A 21316-nucleotide genomic window follows, 5' to 3' on the forward strand; every position below is an offset into this window, starting at 1 on the left:
GCGGGTCCGGTACGCGGCCGACTTCGACCGTCCCGGTCAGGACGCCTTCGACGAGCGCCGGCGCGTTCGCGGCGGCTCGGCGGTGCCCAGAGCATCCATCGTGCGGACCAGCTGCGGGTAGGCGATCGCCGGCCCGATCCAGCGGGTGAGATAGCGCCGCAGATCGGCGCCGCTGCGGGGCGGCCTGCCCGGGTCGGCGAGAAAGGAATGCAGGACCCGCAGCGAGAACTCGTTCAGCTCGTCCAGGCCCGCCTCGTCGAAACCGTAATGCTCCCAATCGATGTCGTAGCGATGCAGCATCGACCGACCGAATGCCAACGCGGTATCGGAGATGATCGAGACCTTCTGGCCACCGCGATGGCGCTGGTTGAGGACGAATTCGACCTGATTGTCCGAGGCCAGCTCCTCGATGGCGAAAGCCATTCCCTCGGTGATGGCCACGACGGGATCGGTGACGCCGTCGAGGTGGGCCGCCATGCGATCGAGGAAGCCGTCGGCCGAACGCAACGCGGACGCCACCAACAGCGCCTGGGTTCCGGGGAAGTATCGGTAGACGGTCTGGCGGGTGACGCCCAGCGCCCGGGCGACATCGGCGATCCGCAGCGCTGAACCGCGTTCGTCGATGATCTTGTCGGCCGCGTCGAGGATGCGCTCGATCGCCTCCGCGTCGGAAGCCGGCGTATTTCCTGCCCAACCGTGGCTGCGCATGATTTACCGAACGGCAAACCGGTAGGCGGTGATCCCCACAGCTGGATCATAGCGTCCGCCGCCGCACTGTCGTTGCTGGCTAATCGGCGCGTGGCGCGCCGATAACGAGGCCAGACACTATGCCCGGTATGTATGATCACTGCGGATCCAGCAGGCAGGGCGCCTGGCAGAGGAAGGCCGACCGATGCAGTACGACACCGTGATCACCAACGGGCGCTGGTTCGACGGGACTGGAGGACCCTCGGCGGTGCGGGACATCGGTGTGCGTGACGGCCGCGTCGTTGCCATCGCCAAGGGGCTCGACACGGCCGGCGCCGACGTCATCGACGCGACGGGCCAGTGGGTGATCCCTGGCATCATCGACATCCACACTCACTATGACGTCGAAATCCTTTGTGCGCCAGAGCTTTCCGAATCGCTGCGGCACGGCGTGACGACCGTGATGCTGGGATCGTGTTCGCTGTCCACCGTTTACCTGGACAGCGTCGATGCCGGTGACATCTTCGGCCGGGTCGAAGCGATTCCCCGGCGCTATGTCATCGAGCACCTCGACGCGGCGCGCTCGTGGACCAATCCCACCGAATACGTGGCCGAACTCGAACGCCTCAACCTCGGTCCGAACCTCGCGGCCTTCATCGGGCACTCCGATCTGCGCGCCGCGACGATGGGCCTGGATCGGGCGACGCGCAAGGACGTGCGGCCGTCCGCCGCGGAACTCGCCCGCATGGAATCGATGCTGAACGACGCGCTCGATGAGGGGTTCGTCGGGATGTCTTCGCAGCAGCTGCTGTTCGACAAGCTCGACGGCGAGGTCTGCAGATCGCGCACGCTGCCGTCGACGTACGCGTCCCCGCGCGAGCTGCGCCGCCTGAACGCGATCCTGCGGCGGCGCGACAAGATCTTGCAGTCCGGCCCCGACATCAAGAACCCGCTGTCGGTGGTCTCGCAGCTGCTGACGTCGCTCGGGATCCGCCGGCCCCGCCTGAAGACCAGCCTGTTGTCGGCGGCCGACATCAAGGCCATCCCGTTCGTCATTCACGTCATGGACCGCCTCGCCCGCGTCGTCAACGCCCTCGGCGGCGACTTCCGCTGGCAGCATCTGCCGGTGCCGTTCGAGGTCTACGCCGACGGGATTTCGTTGGTGGTGTTCGAGGAGTTCGGCTCCGGCGCCGCGGCGCTGCACCTGCAGACCGAGATCGAACGCAATCAGCTCATGCGTGACGAGGAGTATCGGCGCAGGTTCCGCAAGGACTACGACAGCAAATACGGGCCCCGGGTCTGGCACCGCGACTTCTTCGATGCCGAAATCGTGGCCTGCCCAGACGAGTCCGTCATCGGCAAATCATTCGGGCAGGTCGGCGTGGAGCGTGGCGGCGTGCACCCGGTCGACGCCTTTCTCGATTTGGTCGTCGAACACGGCGAAAAGCTGCGCTGGCGCACCACGATCTCCAACCACCGACCCGAAGTCCTCAAGAAGATGGCCCAGAGCCCGACCATCCAGATGGGGTTCTCCGACGCGGGCGCGCATCTGCGCAACATGGCGTTCTACAACTCCGGACTGCGGCTGCTGCGGCACGCGCGCGACGCCGAAAAGTCCGGCAGGCCGTTCATCTCGATGGAGCGCGCCGTGCACCGGCTGACCGGCGAGCTCGGGGAGTGGTACGGCATCGACGCCGGGATGCTGCGCGAGGGCGACCGCGCCGACATCGTCGTCATCGACCCCGACAAGCTCGACGAGTCCCTCGACCGCTACGCCGAGCATCCGGTCGAGTCCTACGGCGGGCTGTCGCGGATGGTCAACCGCAACGACGAGACGGTCACGGCCGTGCTGGTGTCCGGGAAACTCGCGTTCGCCGCCGGCAAGGCCACGCCGGCGCTGGGCAAGGAACGATTCGGTCGGTTCCTGCGGGCGGGCAGCCCCTCCCGAAACCTCGCCGCCACCGGGTAGGTAGGCGGCGCGCCGAGCGAATACGGCTGGGCCGCAGGGGGCTTCACGCCACCGAGGCGCCCAGGATGAGGTTGACGGCCTCGTCGAGTTGGCCGGCGATCTCGGCGAAACTGATGAACCGGGCCGTCATCAGCGCACCGGAGAAGGTCATCTGCAGCGTGGACTTCACCGCACGCGGCCAACCCGGCCCCAACGCGGCGCCGATGCGCCTGGACACCTCCTCGCCGATCTGTTCGCGCAGCGGCGTGACCGCCGGATCGTCGGCCATCAGGGCCGCACCGCACGCGGCGGTCAGCTCCGGCTCGTCGGCGACCACCACCGCCATGTCCCGCAGGGTGGCGCTGACCCGGGTCTTGGTCGTCTCGTTGACGTCGGTGTGCAGGGGCAGGTCGCGCAGGAAGCGCAGGTACACCGCCGCGACCAGCGCGCTTTTCGACGGGAAGTAGGTGTAGGCGCTGGCCGGGGACACCCCGGCACGAGTCGCCACGGCCCGCATCGTCAGGTTCGCGTACGACGTTTCCCGCAGCTCCTCGAGCCCGGCATCGAGGACTTTGCGAATCGTCTGGCCCGGCCGGCGATCCGACCTGCGGGCCGCCCCGGCGGCGGATTTAGCGGCAACGGCCTGGAACGACGCCTCGTTGGACACCCGTCCAGTCTAGGAAGGCGCCGCGCCACCAACAACTTCCGTTCATCGTGGTCGTCTCCACCGCGCGATGCCGCTAGCAGACAACTGTCCAGAAGACGGCGGGTCCTAGAGTGTCGCGTATGGGCGAATCGGACCGGCAACGCTGGGACGAACGGTACGCCGCGAAGGCGCCGCCGTCGCTGGATTCGGTTGGGCCGCCCGGTGTTTTCGCGGGCCACGCGCGGGAGTTTCCCACCGCCGGCACGGCGCTCGACCTGGCCTGCGGGCAGGGAACCGGCTCGGTCTGGCTGGCGTTGCGTGGCCTGCACGTGCTGGGGCTGGACATCTCCGCGGTGGCGGTCGCCCACGCGCGGGAGTTGGCCCGGCGTGCCGCGGTGGCCGACCGCTGTCGCTTCGACGTCGTCGATCTCGACGACGGTCTGCCGGCGGGCGCGCCCGCCGATGTCATCCTCTGCTGCAAGTTCCGCGACCGCCGTCTCGACCGTGCGATCATCGAACGCCTGGCGCCCGGCGGGCTGCTGGCGATCGCCGCGCTCAGCGAGGTGGGGGCGTCCGCGGGGCCGTTTCGCGCGGCGCCCGGCGAGCTCACCGCCGCGTTCGCCGAATTGACCCCGATCGCCGCCGGCGAGGGAGCGGGCCAGGCCTGGCTGCTGGCGCGCCGCTGACCCGTTCCGGACCGCGACTATCTGGTGCTTCCTTGTGGGCGGCTCGAACGGCGACGATCCAGCCGACGCGTCGCGGTGGCGCCGTGGTGCGATGTCGCCGCTTCGGCGGGGGAACTGGTCTTGGGTGACCGGGTGTTGGTCCGTCGACGCCGGTTACCGCCGGTGTTCTGCCGATGCTGGCGCGCGGGAACATTGGCGGGCACCGGGGCCTGATAGGGCGCAACCTCACCCACGAGCGCCTGCACCGCCTCCGACATCGCGGTCACCTGCTGGGGAGCGACTTTGATGCCGGCCTTGCGCAGCAACTCCCGGGTGTCTTGGCGCTGCTCGGGCAGCACCACCGTGACGACGTCACCGGCGCTCCCGGCCCGCGCGGTGCGCCCGGACCGGTGCAGGTAGGACTTGTGCTCGCTGGGCGGATCGATGTGCACGACAAGCTCGACCTCGTCGACGTGTACGCCACGCGCGGCGATATCGGTCGCCACCAGCACCCGGGCGCTGCCCGCGGCGAACCTCGCCAGGTTGCGCTCCCGAGCCGGCTGAGACAGGTTGCCGTGCAAGTCGACTGAGGGAATGCCAGATTCGGTGAGTTGCTTGGCGAGCTTTCGCGCTTGGTGCTTGGTGCGCATGAACAGGATCCGGCGTCCGGCGCCCGAGGCGAGCCGGTGCACCAGTTCCTTTTTGGCCTGCGCACTGTCGACGTGGAACACGTGATGTGTCATCTCGGATACCGGGGAGTTGGCCTCGTCGACGGAGTGCGAGACCGCGTCGCGGAGGAACCGGGTGACGAGCTTGTCGACGCCGTTGTCCAGCGTCGCCGAAAACAACAGGCGCTGGCCACCATTCGGCGTCGCGGCCAGGATCCGCGTGACGCCGGGCAGAAAACCGAGATCGGCCATGTGATCCGCCTCGTCGATCACGGTGATCTCGATCGCGTCGAGGCTGATCAGACGCTGCTTCATCAGGTCCTCGAGGCGGCCGGGGCAGGCGACGACGATGTCGACGCCGGATTTGAGCGCGGACACCTGACGGGTCTGCGAGACGCCGCCGAAAATCGTGGTGACCCTCAGGCCACACGCAGCCGCCAACGGCTCGAGCGTCGCGGTGATCTGCGTCGCGAGCTCGCGGGTGGGTGCGAGCACCAACCCCGAGGGCCGCGCGGGGCGCCGGTTTCCGCGGGAGAGGCGGCTGACGAGGGGAATCGAGAATGCGAGGGTCTTTCCGCTGCCGGTTTTCCCGCGGCCGAGGACATCTCGGCCGGCGAGTGTGTCGGGCAGGGTTTCCACCTGAATCGGGAATGGGTGTGTTATGCCGCGCGCTGCGAGCGCACTGACGATGTGTTTGCCCACGCCGAGATCGGCGAAAGTCTTGTCGGTAGTCACTTTTCGGTGCCTTTCAGGCATCGGTGGTGCCGCGCCGGAGACAAGAAGGTCACGCGGGCATCGGCACGAAGGTGGCGAGATTGCCGGGTGGCAAAATCGATCGCCGCGAGACCAGCTAGTGCGCGATGCACGGTCATCGAGGTGTCAAGCGCGATCTTCTTCGCTGGCACCAGTGGGATGAGGAAGCGTTCCACGACGGTGTTGGCATGCAGTGTTGTGAAGCCAACGTTGCCGCCAGCGTAGCGCATCGCCGACCGAAGCCTCTCATCAGCAGCGAAAAACACGCGCTGTTGTGCTGCAACTCACTATTTGCGATGACGTCGCTCAGGATTCCAGCCTGGCGCGCACGGCGGCCAGCCTCGCCTCGAGTTCGGATTCGTCGATGACGCCGCGCGCGACGAGCGAGTGGGCCGGGGCAACCAGCCGGTTCTCCGGGTAGGGCAGTTCGGCGTAGACGGTCGCCGACAGCGCGTCCTCATCCTCCCGCCGCTCGATGAACCCGAGGGCCTCTGCGCCGCAATGACTTTGGTCGATCGCATCACAAATGCCGTCGAGACTCGTCTGCCAGGGCGGCACCGGGTTGTCGACCCCGTACTTCGCCGCCATGCGACTCCAGACCTGGTTGCGCGCAACGATTTTCGTCAGCGGTGCGACGGTGGAGTCCTCGATGGGACGTGGGGTGTGCGCGGTGCTCATCGGAAGCTCAGGGCGCTGCGGGATGGACGGCGGCGCGGGTCCGGGTGACGGCGTTGGTCGTCACGCCCGGCTTGGGCAGCGCGACACCGATCAGGCAGTCGCGCGTGACGATCTCGGCGAGTTGCTCCTCGGTCCACCCCTGCGTTCCGTCGGGGCGGACGGGCAGCACCATGAAACGGTGCTTCTGGTTGGAGTCCTCCACCCGGATCTCGACGTCCTCCGGCAGGATCAGGCCGAACTCCGCGAGCACCTGGCGTGGCCAGCGGACGATGCGGCGGCGATAGTTGGGCGTCCGATACCACTCGGGGGAGTTGCCCAGAATCGGCCGCGGATAGCACGAACACAGCGTGCAGACGATCACGTGGTGCAGCGTCGGGGTGTCCTCGAGGACGTGCAAAGCCGTGAAGTCGCTGGGCGTCCCGAAGCCGGTCGGTTCCAGCCAGTCGACCCCCACCTCCTTGCTCGCGGCGAGCGGGTCCGAACGGACCAGCTCCTTGTAGTCGGCGTCGAGCCAGGCCCGCGCCACCAGGTGCGCCGCGGGGGTGGGGCCGATCTGTTCGGCGAACTCGGTGAAGCGTCGATGCTCCTCCGCGGTGAAAAGGCCCTTCTCGATGCACAATTCGCGCAGCGCGATCTCGAGGACTTCGAAGTCGGTGATCTCGTCCACCATGGGCGCTGCGGTGCGCTCGTGATCGTGTTCGTCGGCGCTCATTCGTGGTCCTTTCTTCCGAAGCCGCAGCCGTGGCTAGGCCGATTCGAGCCACCGTTCCGGGATCTCGGTCTGCAGGGTGTCGTTGCCGGGCCCGGTGTAGCCGTGCCACAACTGGGAGAGGTTGAACCGGACGATGTAGAACCACTCGGGCCGTTGGTCCGGGCCGTCCCACGTCTCGTCCTCGGCGGCGGGGCTTTCGTAGGACACGACCGCGATCTCGCCCGTCGCGCCGCGCACATACTCCTGGGTGCGGGTGTAGAGCAGCACGGGGAGATCGCGCACCACGACCCTGTCGCCGACGCTGAACTTCGGTGCGCCGGCCTGCCCGGCATACACCTGCGGGTCGCCCTTGCCCACGGCATGGACATGGTGGCGGTTGCGGTGGACGGGCGCGGGATCGCCCTCGAACTTCGGCGTCGCCGCCAAGGGCTTTCCGCGCAGGCCGTCGGCGTAGCGTGCCTTGACTTCGGCCATGCGTTCGGCCAATTCGCTCAACCCGATGTGGTGCTTTTCGGTGAGTACGCGTGCCACCGCCAGCAGCCAGCGCCCGTAATAGGGCAGGCCGAGATAGATGGTGCGGCCGAGATCGACGTTGCCCATCCGGCGCCGTTCCTCGGACAGCCAGATCCCACGCCAGCCGAGCACCTCGCACAGGACATACGTGTTGTGCTCCCAGATCTCGTACTGCTTGTTCTCGTACTCGATCGGGGCGTCCGGCTCGCCGCCGACGTCGTGCGGGGTCTTGACATAGGCGGCGAATCGCTTGTGGTCGATGAGATCCGGTGTGGGAGCGTCCGGAAGTTCGGGATAGGCGGATTTGAGCCGGGCCACCAGATCCAGCTGTTGCACCCGGTCGAGAGGAGTCGCCATACCAGCCCCATCCGTCGTCACTGCGCCCCAGTACAGCTCACTCCTCGCGTCGCGATCGCGCAACCGTCAAATCGGCGGCGCGCGGGGCGCGGGAGGGTATGGTCCGACCATGGAGCGTCGCGAGCTCGAAGCGGTCATCTATGAACGCGAACCGCCGATTGCGCGGATCATCCTGAACCGGGCGGACAAGGCCAACACCAAAGACGCGATCCTGGTCACCGAGGTGGACGACTGCCTGCACGAGGCCGACCGCGACAAGGACATCAAGGTCGTCATCCTCAAAGCCAACGGCAAGGGATTCTGCGGTGGGCACGTGGCCCGTTGGGGCCCCGACGAAAACCCGTATCCGGATTTCGGCGAGACGTTCGAGGATCTCTACAAGGGCACCGCCGACCTGTTCCTGTGGCCGACGTTGTACCTATGGGAATTTCCCAAGCCGACCATCTCGCAGATCCATGGCTATTGCATGGGCGGGGGCATCTATCTCGGGTTGCTCACCGACTTCTGCGTGGCGTCCGAGGACGCGTATTTCCAGATGCCCCTTGCCCAAAGCCTCGGCGAGCCCGGCGGGCACACCATGATCGAGCCGTGGCTGCTGATGAACTGGCACCGCACCATGGACTGGCTGCTGCTGGCGCCGACCCTGTCCGCGCAGCAGGCCCTGGACTGGGGTCTGCTCAATCGGGTGGTGCCACGCGATCAGCTCGAGGACACCGTCGAGGAGATGGCGCGCAGGATCGCCCAAATCCCGCTGACCACACTGATGGCGGTCAAGAACAACGTCAAGCGCGCCTGGGAATTGATGGGCATGCGGGTGCACCTGCAGGTCAGCCACATCCTGACGAACATGGTCGGCGCCGCCTCCGATGTGCAGGCGCGGCGGGCCGAGCTCATGCGGTCGGGCATGAAGCCGCGGGAATTCGTCGACCGCGGCGAAAACGAGTCCCCGCCAACGTGACGGCAGTGTCACGTTCGGCGTCGAGCGTGGCGACAGTGTCACGTTCGGCGGGACTGCCCGCCTGACGGGTCCTTTCGCCGTTACTTGCCGGCGGCGTGGCGGGCGGCGACGTACCCGAACACCATCGAGCTGGCGATGCTCGCCCCGGCACCCGGATAGGTCCGCCCCATCACCGTGGCCGTGGTGTTGCCGGTGGCATACAAGCCCTCGATCACCCGATCCCGTTGGTCGAGGACCTGCGCGTGCTCGTTGGTGATCACGCCCCCGCACGTCCCGACGTCGGACGGGAGTACGCGGGTCGCGTAGTACGGCGCGGTGTCGAGCGGCCCGATCGCGGCGTTCGGCCGATACCCCGGATCGCCGAGGCAGTCGTTGTAGGCCGATTGGCCGCGGCCGAAGTCCGGGTCCAGCCCCTTGGTCGCGTACCGGTTGAACCGCTGGATCGTGCGGGCCAATTCGTCGGCGGGAAGGCCGATTTCGCCGGCCAGCTCCGCGATGGTCGCCGCGCGCTTCACGGCGCCGGACTCGATCAGTTCCGGCGGCAACGGCTGGTTGCGCTTGAGCGGGTTGGCGCTGGTGACGTATCTGCGGACGTATCCCTCGTCGAAGATCATCCAGCAGGGCACGGCCTTGTTGGCGTACATCGCTTTGCCGACCTCGACGTAGGAGTTCGACTCGTTGCAGAACCTGCGGCCGCTCGGGTCGACGTAGATGGCGCCGGGTCGCTGGCGGCCCGAGCCCAGCGAGGCGGCGACCGCGCCGCCGTTGGCGATGAAAACCGAAGGCAGCCACCAGGCCTCGTCGAGCAGATCGGTCTTGGCGCCCAAACGCATCGCCGCCTCGAGCGCCTCACCGGTGTCCCCGGCGTTGGCGATCGACCACTGCCCCTCGTTGGGCTGGTCGCCGCTGTAGCGGCGGCGCATCTCCTTGTTGTGGCCGAATCCGCCCGCGGCCAGCAGGACTCCCTTGCGCGCCTCGACGTGCAACGGCGTGCCGTCGCGCACGATGCGCGCGCCCACCACACGGCCGTCCTCGACGACGAGGTCGGCCATCGCGGCGTTGGTCCACAACGGGGGGTGCCCGTCGCTGAGATCCGTCAGCGCCTTGAGCATTTGACCGATCAGCGATGCGCCGTTGGTGAGGATCTGGCGCCGGCGGGCACGCGCGGCCGCGGTGCGCAGGAACACCCGGGCCGCCACGGCGAAAGCGCGCGGTGAGCGGTTGAAGTATTGAACCGACCGCAATTCGTTGGTCAGCACCACGTATCCGTAATTCTTGGCCAGCGGCGGCTGCACCTTGTCGCGCCAATCACCCAACTGCGCGGCGTCGAAAGGGATGCCCTCGACCGCGCGGCCGGACGCGTTGCCGCCCTTGTGGTTCGGGTAGTAGTCGCTCCAGCCCGCACATCGGATCAGTCGCACACCCTTGCGGGTGAGGAAGTTGATCATCTCGTGGCCGGCCCGCAGGAACGTCTCGCGCCGCTCGGGCGAGGACGCCGCACCGATGTCGCCGACCACGTCGGCCAGGTAGGCCAGCCCGTCCTCGTGCGAGTCGGCGATGCCGTCGGCCCGCATCAACGGGTTGTTCGGCAGCCAGACGATGCCGCCGGACAGCCCCGTCGAACCGCCGACCAGTGACTGCTTTTCGATGATGAGGGGTTCGAGCCCGCAGTCCAGGGCGGCCAGGCCGGCGACCATGCCGCCCCCGCCGCTGCCCGCGATGAGCAGGTCCACGGAGCGGTCCCACTGCGGGCTCATCGCGCCTCCACGGGGCTCGTCGTGAAGCCGAGATCGGCGATCGGCACGTCGATGGTCGTGTTGGTCTTCTGGATCGCGGGCACCAGCGCGTCGTACGGCAGCCCGGCCAGGAAGCCGTCGATGACACGCTCGAAGTTGGAGATCAATCCTTCGATCTGGTTGGACAGCCGCATGAAGTCAAAGCCCTTGGAATGCAGCCCCTTTTGTTGCCTCGGCAGGTTGGAGAAGTCCTGGGCGGGAATCGGGGGCCAGCGCGGGTCGTCGGGCGCCATCGGTACCGGGGGCGTCGGTTTACCCGCCGATGCGTCGTTGGGAAACCGGGTGAGGGACCAGATCTCGAACAAGGTGTCCTCGGGTCCCAGCGGCCGGATCCGGTACGACGACGCGCTGCTGTAGGTCGGCAGGATGAAGTAGTGCGGGAAGGCGAACCCGATCGCGTCGGTGATGCCGCGGCGGACCAGCTCGTTGAGGTCGGGCATGCCGCTGCCGCGCGCGCGATGCCAGGCGACGACGGCGTCGTTGAGGGCGCTGCGCCACGCGGCCATTGCCGCCGCCGGGTCGGGCGGCAGCTCGATGTTCTGCAGGCCCTCGGCGATCCGGATGTCGTTTTCGTGCGTCATCCCGCCCATTCCGTCGCCGAGGGTGCGCATGAAATACAGGCTGCTCGCGACGACCGGGTGCACCGTCGCGGCGACTTCGCCCGGCTGCGCGGACGGCAGCAACTGAGGGTGGGTCTGCGGGACGTGATAGCCCTCCATGAACGCCGCCGCGGCCAGCTTCCAGTTCACGGGCAGCCGGCACGATTGCCACCACTCGACGCGCAGCGAGTCGACCTGCCAGGCGTCGTAGACCGACGCGAACGGCTCCATCCAGTCCCGCAGCGCCGGCGCGTCGTCGTCGAGGTTGATCCACGCGCAGCCGCCCCAGAGCTCGCATCGCACCGCCACGAGCCGAAGGTCGTCGGCGCTCAGGTTTTCCTCGGCGAACGCTTCGGGACGCAGCACGAACGTGTTGTGGCCGTCGAGGCCCCAGCACCAGCCGTGGAACGGGCACACGAAGGTGCGCCGATTCCCGTTGCCCTCCACCAGCTTCACGCCGCGATGCCGGCAGGCGTTGTGATACGCGCGCACGGTGTGGTTGTCCACCCGCGCCACGATGACGGACTGGTCGAGGATTTCGTATTCGACGAAGTCGCCGGGCTTGGGGATCTCCTCGAGCCGGCACGCCATTTGCCACATGCGGGGCCACAACATCTCGGCTTCCAGCGCGTAGAACTCGGGGTCGTAGTAGCGCTGTTTGGGGATCCGATCGGCGGTCCGAACCGCCCACGGTACGTTCCTAGCGTTCATAGCCATCCTCGTTCACACGATCCGCGATACCCGTCCCTGCCAGTACCGTTCGCGGATGCGCCTCTTGTAGAGCTTTCCGTTCGGGTCCCGCGGCAGCTCCGCGTCGAATTCCACGCTGCGCGGGCACTTGTAGCCGGCCAGGCGGGCCCGGCAGTAGTCGATGAGTTCGGCTTCGAGCTCCGGTCCCGCGACCACGGCGGGCTGCACGACGGCCTTGACCTCTTCGCCGAATTCCTCGTTGGGGACCCCGAACACGGCCGCGTCGACCAGCTTCGGATGCATGACGAGCAGGTTCTCCGCCTCTTGCGGGTAGATGTTGACCCCGCCGGAGACGATCGTGAACGTCGACCGGTCGGTGAGGTACAGGTAGCCGTCTCGGTCGACGTATCCCATGTCGCCGAGCGAGCGCCAGCCACGGTCGTTGCACACCGACGCGGTCTTGGCGGGGTCCTTGAAGTACGCGAAGTCCGGTCCACCTTCGAAATACAGCTCGCCCGATTCGCCGACGGGGAGCTCCCGCCCGTCCTCGTCGAGCACGTGCACCGGGGCCATCGGGATGCCCACCGAGCCGGGATGGGCGAGCCATTCCCGTGGCCCGATCGTCGTTCCGGCGAATCCTTCGGTCCCTCCGTAGTATTCGTGGATGATCGGTCCGAACCACTCCATCATGCGGCGTTTGACGTCGACGGGACAGGGCGCGGCGGCGTGGACGACGCACCGCAGGCTCGAAACGTCATACCTGTCCCGGACTTTCGCGGGCAGCTTGAGCATGCGCACGAACATCGTCGGCACGAACTGGGCGTGGGTCACCCGGTGCTCCTCGATCAGCCGCAGCACGGTCTCGGCGTCGAACCTGCGCAGCAGGATCGATGCGGCGCCGACGCGGTTGGCCGCCATGGTGTAGTTCACTCCGGCCGCGTGATACAGCGGCGCGGGGGACAGGTACACACTCGAGGGGCTCATCCCGTATTTGTGGATCAGCGCCAGCTCCAGCACCGCCTGCGCCCAGGACCCGTTGCCGTCCTCGGGCAGCGGCCGCCGCACCGCCTTGGGGCGCCCCGTGGTGCCCGACGAATACAGCATCTCCGAGCCGTCCGACACCGGCGGCGCTTCGCCGGCCGAGGCCAGCGCGTCCTCATACGACTGCCAGCCGGCCATCGAGCCCCCGACGGCGATGTGGGTGATCGGCGCGGCGTTGGCGGAACGGAGGTGTGCGGCCAGTTCGGGCATCGAGGCGTCGACAAAGACCGCTTTCGCGTCGGAGTCGTCGATGACGTAGGCGACCTCGTCGGGGATGAAATGCGTGTTGACGGGGGTGTAATAGAGGCCGGAAAGCTGAGCGCCCCAGGCGATTTCGAGGAATTCGGCTCTGTTCGGCAGAACCAGCGCGATGCCGTCGCCGCGACGCAGGCCGGCGTCGTGCAGCAGCGCGGCGACCCGCCGGCTGCGGGCATGCAGCTGGGCGTACGAGATCGCGTCACCGTCCGCGACGATGAGTGCCGGCGACTGGGCGGCACTGCGGGCGTGGTCGGCGATGTTCACCGGCGACCCTTAAGTGGTTGCGGCGCCGTCGGTCTGGGCGGCCGCGGCGGCCTGGCGGCGGGCGTGCTCGGAGGGCAACACCTTGTCCTTGAAGACGGTCTGAATCAGCTGCTGCACGTCCTTGCTGATCGAGGCGAGCGCGACGAGGTCGTTGGAGCTCTGCCAGTGCACCCGCATGCCCATCAGCTCCCAGGCCCGTTTGAGGTTGGCCTTGGTGAGCATCAGCGTCGTCAGCGGCGCCTGGGCGATGTGGCGGGCGATCGCGTCGACCCGGTCGTCGAGGTCCTCACGCTTGACCACCTCGTTGACGAGGCCGACTTCCAGCGCCTTCCTGGCGTCGATCACCTCGGCGGTGAACAGGTAGTAGGCGGCGCGCCGCCAGTTCATGAAAACCCATGGCTCGATGGAACATTCGCCCGACGGCATGCCGAACCCCTGCAGCGGCGGGTAGGAGAAGTAGGCGTCCTCGGAGGCGATGACGATGTCGGTGGTCAGGCCCATGTGCGTGCCGCCGCCCACGCAGTAGCCGTGCACCTGGGCGATGGTGGGTTTGGAGAATTCCCACAGGTTCAATGTCGGCTTGACGAACAAGTCGCTCTGGGCTTTCCACGGATGGCCGGTGACGATGGCGTTCTCGACGAACGACGGGTAGTCGACGGCGTTGTTGCCGATCGCGTGGCCCGAGCAGAAGCCCTTGCCGTTGGCCTTGAGGATGAGCACCTTGATGTCGTAGTCGCGGTCGGCGTCGGCCAGCGCCGCGTCGACCTCCTCGGCCAGCTTCTGGTCCTGCGCGTTGGCCTTCTCCGGCCAGTTCAGGGTGACGCGGGCGATGGGGCCGTCCTTTTCGTAGATGATTCTCTCGCGGGTCTCGTTGAGATCCATGGGATACCTTTCTTCGTTATGACGAGATGACGCCGATTTCGGCGCCGATGTCGTAGGTGGTCCCGACCTGGCCCGTCCACCGCACGGTCCCCGTCGCCCCCGCTTCGATCTCCTGCTCGACCTTCTCGGTGGCGATGACGTAGATCGGCGTGCCCGCCTCGACGTGTTCGCCGGCGCCGACGAGCAGCCCGGTCAGTTCGGCCTCCGAGACCGCCACCGAGACCCGGGGGATGCGAATGATGAAGTCAGCCATGCGCCTTCGCCCTCTCGCAGGTGCGCAGGGCCGCTTCGACGATCCGCGCCGGCGACGGATACACCTGGGCCTCGAGCGCCGCCGCGGCCGGGTTGGGGACGAATCGCGCGGCGACCCGCTCGACAGGCGCGGCGAGCTCGCCGAAGAGCTGTGCGTGCAGGATCGCGGCGATCTCCGCCCCGGGGCCCGCGAATTGCACGGCGTCATGGACGATCACGGCTCGGCGCGTGCGGCGCACGGACCCCACGATGGTGTCGACGTCGAGCGGCACCAGGGTGCGCAGGTCGATCACCTCGGCGCTGACACCCCGCTCGCCCAGCGTGTCCGCGGCGCTCAGCGCGTCGTGCACGCAGCGGCCGTAGGCGATCACGCTGACGTCGGTGCCCGGCCGCTTGATGTCGGCCTGCCCGAGCGGGATGGAGAACCCGGGCTCGGTGGGGACGGGGCCCTTCTTGCTCTGCAACCGAATCGTTTCGACGAACAGGCACGGATCGGGGTCGAAGATCGCCGCGGTCAGCAGCCCCTTGCCGTCGCGTGGGGTGGAGGGCACGATCACCTTCATCCCGGGGATGTGCATGAACCACGCCTCGAGGCTCTGCGAATGCGTTGCGCCCGTGGCCAATCCGGCATATACCTGGGTGCGGACGGTGATGGGCGCCGACGTGCGCCCGGCGGTCATGAACCTCAGCTTGGCGGCGTTGTTGATCAGCTGATCGGCGGCGATCCCGATGAAATCCATGATCATGATCTCGGCGACGGGCAGCAGCCCGTCGATCGCCGCGCCGATGGCCGCGCCCACGATCGCGGCCTCCGAGATCGGGGTGTCGAGGACGCGGTCGTGGCCGTACTTCGTCGACAAGCCCGCCGTCGGCCCGGAGGCGCCGGGATCGGCGATGTCCTCCCCGAGCAGGAACACCCGTTCGTCGGCCGCGAGCGCCTGGTCCAGCGCGAGGTTGAGCGCCTCGCGCATGGTCATCTCCTTGTCGTCCATGCGCTTACACCGGGAACGCGATCGGGGCGGCGTATACGTCGCGGTCGAGTTCGTCGATCGACGGGGAGTCCGCGCCCAGCACGGTCCGCAGGGCCGCCTCCACCGCGGCCGCCGCGTCGCTGTCGATGCGGACGAGATCGTCGTGATCGCAGACGCCGGTCCCTTCCAGGTGGCTGCGGAACCGGGGCACCGGGTCGGCGGCCAGCGCCGCCTCGAGTTGTTCGGCGGGGATGTAGGGCGTCCGGTCGCCGAAGTAATGGCCGCGGAAGCGGAACGTGACGCACTCGATGAAGGTGGGGCCGCCTCCGTCGCGCGCCCGCCGCAGCGCGTCGTCGAGCGCCGCTTTCACCGCGAGCGGGTCGTTGCCGTCGACGCGCACGCCCGGCATGCCGTAGCCGGCGGCCCGGTCGGCGACGTGTTCGAGCTTCATGGTGTCCGATGTCGGTGTCATCTCGGCGTAGAGGTTGTTCTGGCAGACGAAGACGAGCGGCAGGTCCCACAGCGCGGCCATGTTGGCGGCCTCGTGAAACGAGCCGGTGTTCGTGGCGCCGTCGCCGAAGCTGACCACCGTGACGCGGTCGATGCCCTTGCGTTTGGCGGCCATCGCCAGCCCGACGGCCACGGGTGGCCCGGCGCCGACGATGCCCGTCGAAAGCATCACGCCCTTGGCGGGATTGGCGATGTGCATGGTGCCGCCCTTGCCCCGGCCGGCGCCCACCGTGCGGCCCATCATCTCGCCGTAGATCTCCTCGAGCGGGACGCCCTTGCCGATCAGGTCGTGCAGGCCGCGGTAGGTCGTCACCAGCTGGTCGTCGGGCCGCAGCGCCACGCCCATCGCGGCGGCGATCGCCTCCTGGCCCCGCGAGGGCCAGTACACGCACATGAACTCGCCGGTGCCGATGCCCTTGGACAATCGATCGTCGGCCGCCTTCATCAGCACCATCAATTCGTACAGGCGACGCTCGACGCCCTGCGAGACCGATTGCGGTGCATCGTGTTCGGTGGTCATCACGCTCCCGACCAGGGTTTGACCTTGAGGAAGCCCCCGGCGTCGACGCGCAACTGCTGTCCGGTGATGTAGCGCGCCGCGTCCGAGGCGAGGAACAGCACCGCCTCGCTGATGTCTTCGGGCTCGACGTAGGGGACCGGCATCGCCTGCACGAGCGGGAACACCGGCTCGGCATCCTCGCGAGTCGGCTCCGCCAGATCGGGCCGGAAGGCGCGATACATCGGTGGGCTGTGCAGCATGTCGGTGTTGACGTTCGTCGGATGCACAGCGTTCATCCGGATGGAAAACCGGGCGAGCGCCAACGCGAAGTCGTTGACGTAGTGTGCGGCAGCCAGTTTCGCGAAGGCGTACCCGGCCCCGCCGGGGCCACCGTCGATCCCGCTGGTATTCATCGATGACATGAACGCCGCGTTGGAGCCTATGACGATGATCGACGCGCCGGAGCGCAGGTGTTTGAGGCTCGCGTGCACCAGATTCAGCACGCCGATGAGATCCACGTCCACCGCGTCGGCGAAGGCTTGCGGCGGCAGACCCGCGGTCAGGGGGCAGATGCCCGCGTTGGCGACCACGACGTCCAGATGCCCGAACTCGGCGACGCCGGCATCGATGGCGGCGGACAAGGCCACGCGGTCGCGAACGTCCGCGACCGCCGTGTACGCGCGTTGCCCTTCCTTTTCGACCAGCCGCGCCGTCTCGTCGAGGTCTTCCGGACGGGCCAGGGGGTATTCGTTGGTTTCGATGTCGGCACACAAATCCACCGCGATGATGTCCGCGCCCTCGGCGGCCAGCATCCGCGCGTGCGAGCGGCCCTGGCCGCGTGCGGCGCCGCTGATGACGGCCACCTTGCCCGCTACTCTGCCCATCGGCCGCCCTTCGTCCGTCCGGCTACGTCGCGATTCACGTTGGGGCCCAACGGTATTCGGTGTGGCGGCAGTAAGCCCGGGCGAGGATGAGGGGGCCGGTCACCCGTCTGGGCGGTGGCGGGGCGCGCGATCACCGCGGCGGTTGGCGAAACGAGACCTTCGGCCGGCTCCATCGCATCTCTTCCCGGAAAAACTGCGCTGACCTGCGGATGGGCTATCACTACGCCCAAGACTAGCTAGAATATCTAAAATAGCAAGGAATGGCGGCGAGCGAGGGGATTGGCGATGTCCGACGGGGTACTGCGCGGCGTGCGGGTGGTGGAATTGGCGTCGTGGACGTACGTGCCGTCGGCCGGTGCGGCCCTGTCGGACTGGGGCGCCGACGTCATCAAGGTGGAGGGTGTCACCTCGGGCGACCCGGGCCGCGCGCTGGTCGTCGGAGGTTTCACCCGGCAAGCCGCCCGCCCCGACGCCGACTTCATCCTCGAGTTGGGCAACCGCGGGAAGCGCAGCATCGGGATCGACATCAAATCGGCGACCGGCCGTGAGCTGTTCGGCCGGCTGCTGGCCAGCGCGGACGTCTTCTTGACCAATTGGCTTCCGGGCGCGCTCGAGCGGGCCCGCCTGACCGTCGACGACATCCGCTCGTTCAACCCGAAGATCATCATCGCGCGCGGCACCGGGCTGGGCGTGCGGGGACCGGACCGGGACAGGGGCGGATTCGACGCCGCGACGTACCTCGCGCGGGGCGGGGTCGCGTACACGCTCACACCGTTCGGCACCGAGACCCCGGCGGTTCAGGGGCCGGGTTTCGGTGACCTGCAGGGTGGGGCGACACTGGCCGGCGGTGTCTGCGCCGCCCTGTTCCACCGCGAACGCACCGGCGAGCCCACGATCGTCGACTCCTCGCTGCTGGCCCAGGCGATGTGGTCGATAGCGCCGTCCATTTCGGCCGCCGACTTCTTCGACATCGACGGGATTCCGGGCGCCCCGCCGGGGCTGGCCATCAACCCGCTCGTCAACCGCTACAAGACCAAGGACGGCAGGTGGATCCAACTGGTCTTCCTGCAGCCGGACAAGTTTTGGGTGGGCTTCTGCCGGCGCATGGGCCTGGCCGAGCTGGCCGACGACGAGCGATTTGTCCCGTCGAGCAACCTGATCGCCAACGCGGCCGCGGCGACCGAACTCTTCGCGGATGCGTTCGCCCGCCACGACCTCGCGCACTGGCAACGTGTGCTTGCGGACGAACCCGGCGTGTGGGGCGCCCTGGCGACGCCGCGGGAGACCCTCAACGACCCGCAGGTCGAGCCCAACGGATACGTGGTGACCAACGTGGACGACCACGGCGAGAAGTACCGGATCGTCGCCGCCCCGGTGCAATTCGACGAAACCCCGCCGGCGCCCGCGCGTGCACCCGAACACGGCCAGCACACCGAGGAGATCCTGCTGGAGCTCGACGTCGATTGGGACGACATCGCCAAGGCCAAGGAGCTCGGGGCGATTCTCTAAGGCCGCGGGCGGGGGAGCGACCTAATCGCGGGATTCGCAACCCGTTTCGATACCACGCGTCGCGGATTCCGTGGTTAGCAGCCGATTCCGAAAGGGTCACGGGCGGATATCAATGTCTCCCGCGGTCTGGCAGAACGCAGGCCATCGACAAATCATGGCACAGGGCGCTTTTGAGGTATGCGGCCGCGACGATGCGTAGCACACACGAATTCCTCGTCCGGTACGTGAGTGGCGGATTCATTGACGGCGCCGCAGGAGGTATCCACAGCATGACATCGAACTGGGTTCCCGCCCAGACTTCGTGCGGCCCGCACTCCGGTCGCATCCTCGACACCGCGCGGGGCATCCTCATCGGCCTGCGCCGGTGCCCCTCGGAGGCCGCCCTGGACGAATTGCACAGTGCGGCATTGCGGCACAAGGTTCCGGTGTTCGCGATGGCATGGGCGCTGGTGCACCTGGCCGGCGACGGTCAACAGACACCCAGTTTCGCCGACGCCCAGTCCGCGGCGCGGCACGAATGGGGTCGGTTGTTCGAGTCCGCCGCAGTGCCCTGTTGAGCGGGCACCAAGACGTTGGGACGGCCGAGCTTTCGAGGGGTAACCCGGCCGTCTCCAACTCTCTCGACAACTCTTTCGATAACTCTTTCGATGAAGCACCCGACCGTTCTGCGGGTCGCGCCTTCGGGCTCGAGCTCTATTGGCCGGCTCGCGGGCGCGGCAGCAGGCGCTGGCGGAAAAATCGGGCGGCCCGTCGACCGATGTTTGAAACCGACTACGGCATAAGCCTGTTCCGCTGACGGGCGCACACCGAATCCAAAAGATGTGGGCGTCGAGCGAAGTGCGAGAATGTCATCTGTGGCCGGTGTCCAACGCGATGTGAACCGGGTCCGCTGATGGGCTCGGGGCCCCGGCTGTACCGCCCGCGCTCTGAGCTGGCGGACCATATCGAATTCTTCGGGCATTGGCTCCATCGCGGGGCCACCTACCGAAGCCGGGCGCTGCCGCGCGGCGCGGTGACGATCGTCTTCGACGTCGGCCACCGCCAGCAACTGGACCTCTATGCCGCCGACGGCACCACCGAGATGAGCGTTCCGCCTGCCTTCATCACGGGATCACAGAACACGCCCTACGTCTCGGACATCGCTGCCGACGAGCCCGTCGTGGCCATCCATTTCCGGCCCGGGGGCGCATTTCCGTTTCTGGGCATACCGTTGGGCGACCTGGCGGATGGACCCGTGGGCGTCGGTGAGATCTGGGGACGGCAAGGACGCGACTTGCACGAGCGCCTGATCGAGGCACCGTCCGTCCCGGCCAGGTTTCGTCTGCTGGAGCAGTTCATGCTCGCGCAGGCGCGCTCGTCGGTGCATCGCCATCCCGGCGTCGCCGCCGCGATGGCTGCGGTCGAGGCCGATCCCTCGATTCGACTGGCTGACGTCCGCCGCATGACCGGACTGTCCACCAAGCGGCTCATCGCCCTGTTCCGCGCCGAAGCTGGCTTGCCCCCAAAGGAATTTGCCCGTGCCCGGCGCTTCCAAGCCGCGCTGAAGCGCCTTGGTGACGGCACGCCCGGCGCCCGCATCGCCGCCGACCTAGGGTATTTCGACCAGTCCCATTTCGTGCGGGAATTCCGGGCTTTCAGCGGGACGACGCCGACCTGCTACCGGCGGCAGCGCATCCTGTTGCCCAGCCACGTCCCGCTCGGGCGGCACAAATATCCAAGACCATTCGTTCGTGTGTGCTCATGATTGCGACATGGAAGACACCAGATTAGCCGTCGCCCACACGGGCCTGTTGGTTGCCGCGATGCGCGCCGAGGAATCCGCGCGCCGGGACCGACTGTTCACCGATCCGTTCGCCGAACGGCTCGCCGGCGACGAGGGGCGCGAATTGCTTGCCCAAGCCGTGGCGAAGACGGGCGCGACGTCACCGCAGATCGCCATCCGGACGCGCTTCTGGGATGAGCGCCTGCTGCGGGCTCAATCGGACGGCATTTCGCAGGTGGTGATCCTCGCCGCAGGCATGGACGCCCGCGCATACCGTCTGCCGTGGCAGCCGGACACCACCGTTTACGAAGTCGACCAGCCCCGGGTGACCGCCATCAAGGACGAACGGCTCGCCGGCGAGCAACCCCGGTGCCAGCGGGTTGCGGTGGGCATCGATCTGGCCGACGATTGGCCGAAGGCGCTGCGTTCCCAGGGGTTTTCGTCGTCCGCACCGGCGGTGTGGCTAGTCGAGGGTCTGCTGCAGTACCTCGATGCATCGGATGTCGACGCCTTGTTCGCCAGAATCGACGCGTTGTCCGCGCCGGGTTCGCGGGTGCTCTATGACCTGGTCGGGGCGACGTTGCTGGAAGCCGAATTCCTGCAGCCCACCCTGGAATTCATGCGGCGCCTCGGTGCGCCATGGACGTTCGGTACTGACGCACCGGCGTCCCTCGTCGAGCGGCACGGCTGGACGGCCCACGTCACCGATGTCGCCGAGCCTGGAACGAAGTGGAATCGCTGGGACCACCCAGTGGTCCCGCTCGACGTGCCCGGAATACCGCGCGGCTACTTCGTCGAGGCGGTCAAGGCCTAG

Annotated in this window: 22 protein-coding genes; 7 read left to right on the forward strand and 15 right to left on the reverse strand. The window is 67.7% G+C overall.

Annotated features, from left to right (window positions below):
* Positions 1-36: 36 nt before the first annotated feature.
* Positions 37-708 (reverse strand): TetR/AcrR family transcriptional regulator, encoded by a 672-nt coding sequence (locus QGN30_RS14150; RefSeq protein ID WP_248923106.1) that lies wholly within the window; start codon positions 706-708, stop codon positions 37-39.
* Positions 709-892: 184 nt separating this feature from the next.
* Here QGN30_RS14150 and QGN30_RS14155 point away from each other — a divergent pair, with 184 nt between their 5' ends.
* Positions 893-2656: an N-acyl-D-amino-acid deacylase family protein gene (locus tag QGN30_RS14155; protein ID WP_095763271.1), complete on the forward strand. Its 1764-nt coding sequence runs from the start codon at positions 893-895 to the stop codon at positions 2654-2656.
* A 43-nt stretch (positions 2657-2699) separates the two neighbouring features.
* Here QGN30_RS14155 and QGN30_RS14160 read toward each other — a convergent pair whose 3' ends face one another.
* The gene (locus QGN30_RS14160; protein WP_095562745.1) at positions 2700-3302 is read right to left on the reverse strand and encodes a TetR/AcrR family transcriptional regulator; all 603 of its coding nucleotides are present in this window, start codon (positions 3300-3302) and stop codon (positions 2700-2702) included.
* Positions 3303-3421: 119 nt separating this feature from the next.
* Here QGN30_RS14160 and QGN30_RS14165 point away from each other — a divergent pair, with 119 nt between their 5' ends.
* Positions 3422-3967, forward strand: coding sequence for an SAM-dependent methyltransferase (locus tag QGN30_RS14165; protein ID WP_095562744.1), 546 nt, complete (start codon positions 3422-3424; stop codon positions 3965-3967).
* Positions 3968-3984: 17 nt separating this feature from the next.
* On the opposite strand, the gene QGN30_RS14170 is transcribed toward QGN30_RS14165, so the two are convergent.
* From QGN30_RS14170 to QGN30_RS14190, 5 genes are all read right to left on the reverse strand, one after another.
* Complete coding sequence (locus QGN30_RS14170) at positions 3985-5349, reverse strand: DEAD/DEAH box helicase (protein ID WP_202288130.1); 1365 nt, start codon at positions 5347-5349, stop codon at positions 3985-3987.
* The gene (locus tag QGN30_RS14175; RefSeq protein ID WP_202288805.1) at positions 5346-5597 is read right to left on the reverse strand and encodes a hypothetical protein; all 252 of its coding nucleotides are present in this window, start codon (positions 5595-5597) and stop codon (positions 5346-5348) included. The genes QGN30_RS14170 and QGN30_RS14175 overlap by 4 nt, the downstream gene beginning before the upstream one ends.
* Before the next feature lie 76 nt (positions 5598-5673).
* Positions 5674-6045 (reverse strand): thiocyanate hydrolase, encoded by a 372-nt coding sequence (locus QGN30_RS14180; protein WP_248923105.1) that lies wholly within the window; start codon positions 6043-6045, stop codon positions 5674-5676.
* Positions 6046-6052: 7 nt separating this feature from the next.
* A complete protein-coding gene (gene scnC, locus QGN30_RS14185) occupies positions 6053-6757 on the reverse strand; it encodes a thiocyanate hydrolase subunit gamma (RefSeq protein ID WP_009952436.1) in 705 nt (234 codons plus the stop codon).
* Positions 6758-6790: 33 nt separating this feature from the next.
* Positions 6791-7627: an SH3-like domain-containing protein gene (locus QGN30_RS14190; protein WP_202288128.1), complete on the reverse strand. Its 837-nt coding sequence runs from the start codon at positions 7625-7627 to the stop codon at positions 6791-6793.
* Positions 7628-7736: 109 nt separating this feature from the next.
* Between QGN30_RS14190 and QGN30_RS14195 the strand changes: the two genes are divergently transcribed.
* Complete coding sequence (locus QGN30_RS14195) at positions 7737-8585, forward strand: enoyl-CoA hydratase-related protein (RefSeq protein WP_009952438.1); 849 nt, start codon at positions 7737-7739, stop codon at positions 8583-8585.
* Positions 8586-8665: 80 nt separating this feature from the next.
* Here QGN30_RS14195 and QGN30_RS14200 read toward each other — a convergent pair whose 3' ends face one another.
* The 8 genes from QGN30_RS14200 to QGN30_RS14235 are packed head-to-tail and all read right to left on the reverse strand — an operon-like array spanning position 8666 to position 17231.
* A complete protein-coding gene (locus tag QGN30_RS14200; protein ID WP_201408716.1) occupies positions 8666-10342 on the reverse strand; it encodes an FAD-binding protein in 1677 nt (558 codons plus the stop codon).
* On the reverse strand, positions 10339-11691 hold the full coding sequence (locus QGN30_RS14205) for an aromatic ring-hydroxylating oxygenase subunit alpha (RefSeq protein WP_014384796.1): 1353 nt from the start codon (positions 11689-11691) through the stop codon (positions 10339-10341). Before QGN30_RS14205 ends, QGN30_RS14200 begins: the two co-directional genes overlap by 4 nt.
* A gap of 12 nt (positions 11692-11703) precedes the next feature.
* Positions 11704-13233 (reverse strand): acyl-CoA synthetase, encoded by a 1530-nt coding sequence (locus QGN30_RS14210; RefSeq protein ID WP_248923104.1) that lies wholly within the window; start codon positions 13231-13233, stop codon positions 11704-11706.
* 9 nt (positions 13234-13242) lie between these two features.
* The gene (locus tag QGN30_RS14215) at positions 13243-14115 is read right to left on the reverse strand and encodes an enoyl-CoA hydratase-related protein (RefSeq protein WP_248923103.1); all 873 of its coding nucleotides are present in this window, start codon (positions 14113-14115) and stop codon (positions 13243-13245) included.
* A gap of 16 nt (positions 14116-14131) precedes the next feature.
* Entirely contained in the window at positions 14132-14368 is a 237-nt protein-coding gene (locus QGN30_RS14220) for a biotin/lipoyl-containing protein (RefSeq protein WP_008257090.1), read from the reverse strand.
* Complete coding sequence (locus QGN30_RS14225; RefSeq protein ID WP_248923102.1) at positions 14361-15359, reverse strand: alpha-ketoacid dehydrogenase subunit beta; 999 nt, start codon at positions 15357-15359, stop codon at positions 14361-14363. Before QGN30_RS14225 ends, QGN30_RS14220 begins: the two co-directional genes overlap by 8 nt.
* Before the next feature lie 4 nt (positions 15360-15363).
* A complete protein-coding gene (locus QGN30_RS14230) occupies positions 15364-16368 on the reverse strand; it encodes a thiamine pyrophosphate-dependent dehydrogenase E1 component subunit alpha (RefSeq protein ID WP_248923101.1) in 1005 nt (334 codons plus the stop codon).
* Positions 16368-17231: a mycofactocin-coupled SDR family oxidoreductase gene (locus QGN30_RS14235; RefSeq protein WP_014384792.1), complete on the reverse strand. Its 864-nt coding sequence runs from the start codon at positions 17229-17231 to the stop codon at positions 16368-16370. Before QGN30_RS14235 ends, QGN30_RS14230 begins: the two co-directional genes overlap by 1 nt.
* 285 nt (positions 17232-17516) lie before the next feature.
* On the opposite strand from QGN30_RS14235, the gene QGN30_RS14240 reads away from it, so the two are divergent.
* The 4 genes from QGN30_RS14240 to QGN30_RS14255 all read left to right on the forward strand — a co-directional run bounded on the left by QGN30_RS14240 (position 17517) and on the right by QGN30_RS14255 (position 21316).
* A complete protein-coding gene (locus QGN30_RS14240; RefSeq protein WP_009952449.1) occupies positions 17517-18740 on the forward strand; it encodes a CaiB/BaiF CoA transferase family protein in 1224 nt (407 codons plus the stop codon).
* A 269-nt stretch (positions 18741-19009) separates the two neighbouring features.
* The gene (locus QGN30_RS14245) at positions 19010-19297 is read left to right on the forward strand and encodes an ANTAR domain-containing protein (protein WP_008257079.1); all 288 of its coding nucleotides are present in this window, start codon (positions 19010-19012) and stop codon (positions 19295-19297) included.
* Positions 19298-19632: 335 nt separating this feature from the next.
* On the forward strand, positions 19633-20484 hold the full coding sequence (locus tag QGN30_RS14250; RefSeq protein WP_009952450.1) for a helix-turn-helix domain-containing protein: 852 nt from the start codon (positions 19633-19635) through the stop codon (positions 20482-20484).
* A 7-nt stretch (positions 20485-20491) separates the two neighbouring features.
* The gene (locus QGN30_RS14255) at positions 20492-21316 is read left to right on the forward strand and encodes an SAM-dependent methyltransferase (protein WP_009952452.1); all 825 of its coding nucleotides are present in this window, start codon (positions 20492-20494) and stop codon (positions 21314-21316) included.

The sequence above is a fragment of the Mycobacterium sp. 3-98 genome (assembly GCF_035918355.1).
GTDB lineage: Bacteria > Actinomycetota > Actinomycetes > Mycobacteriales > Mycobacteriaceae > Mycobacterium > Mycobacterium intracellulare.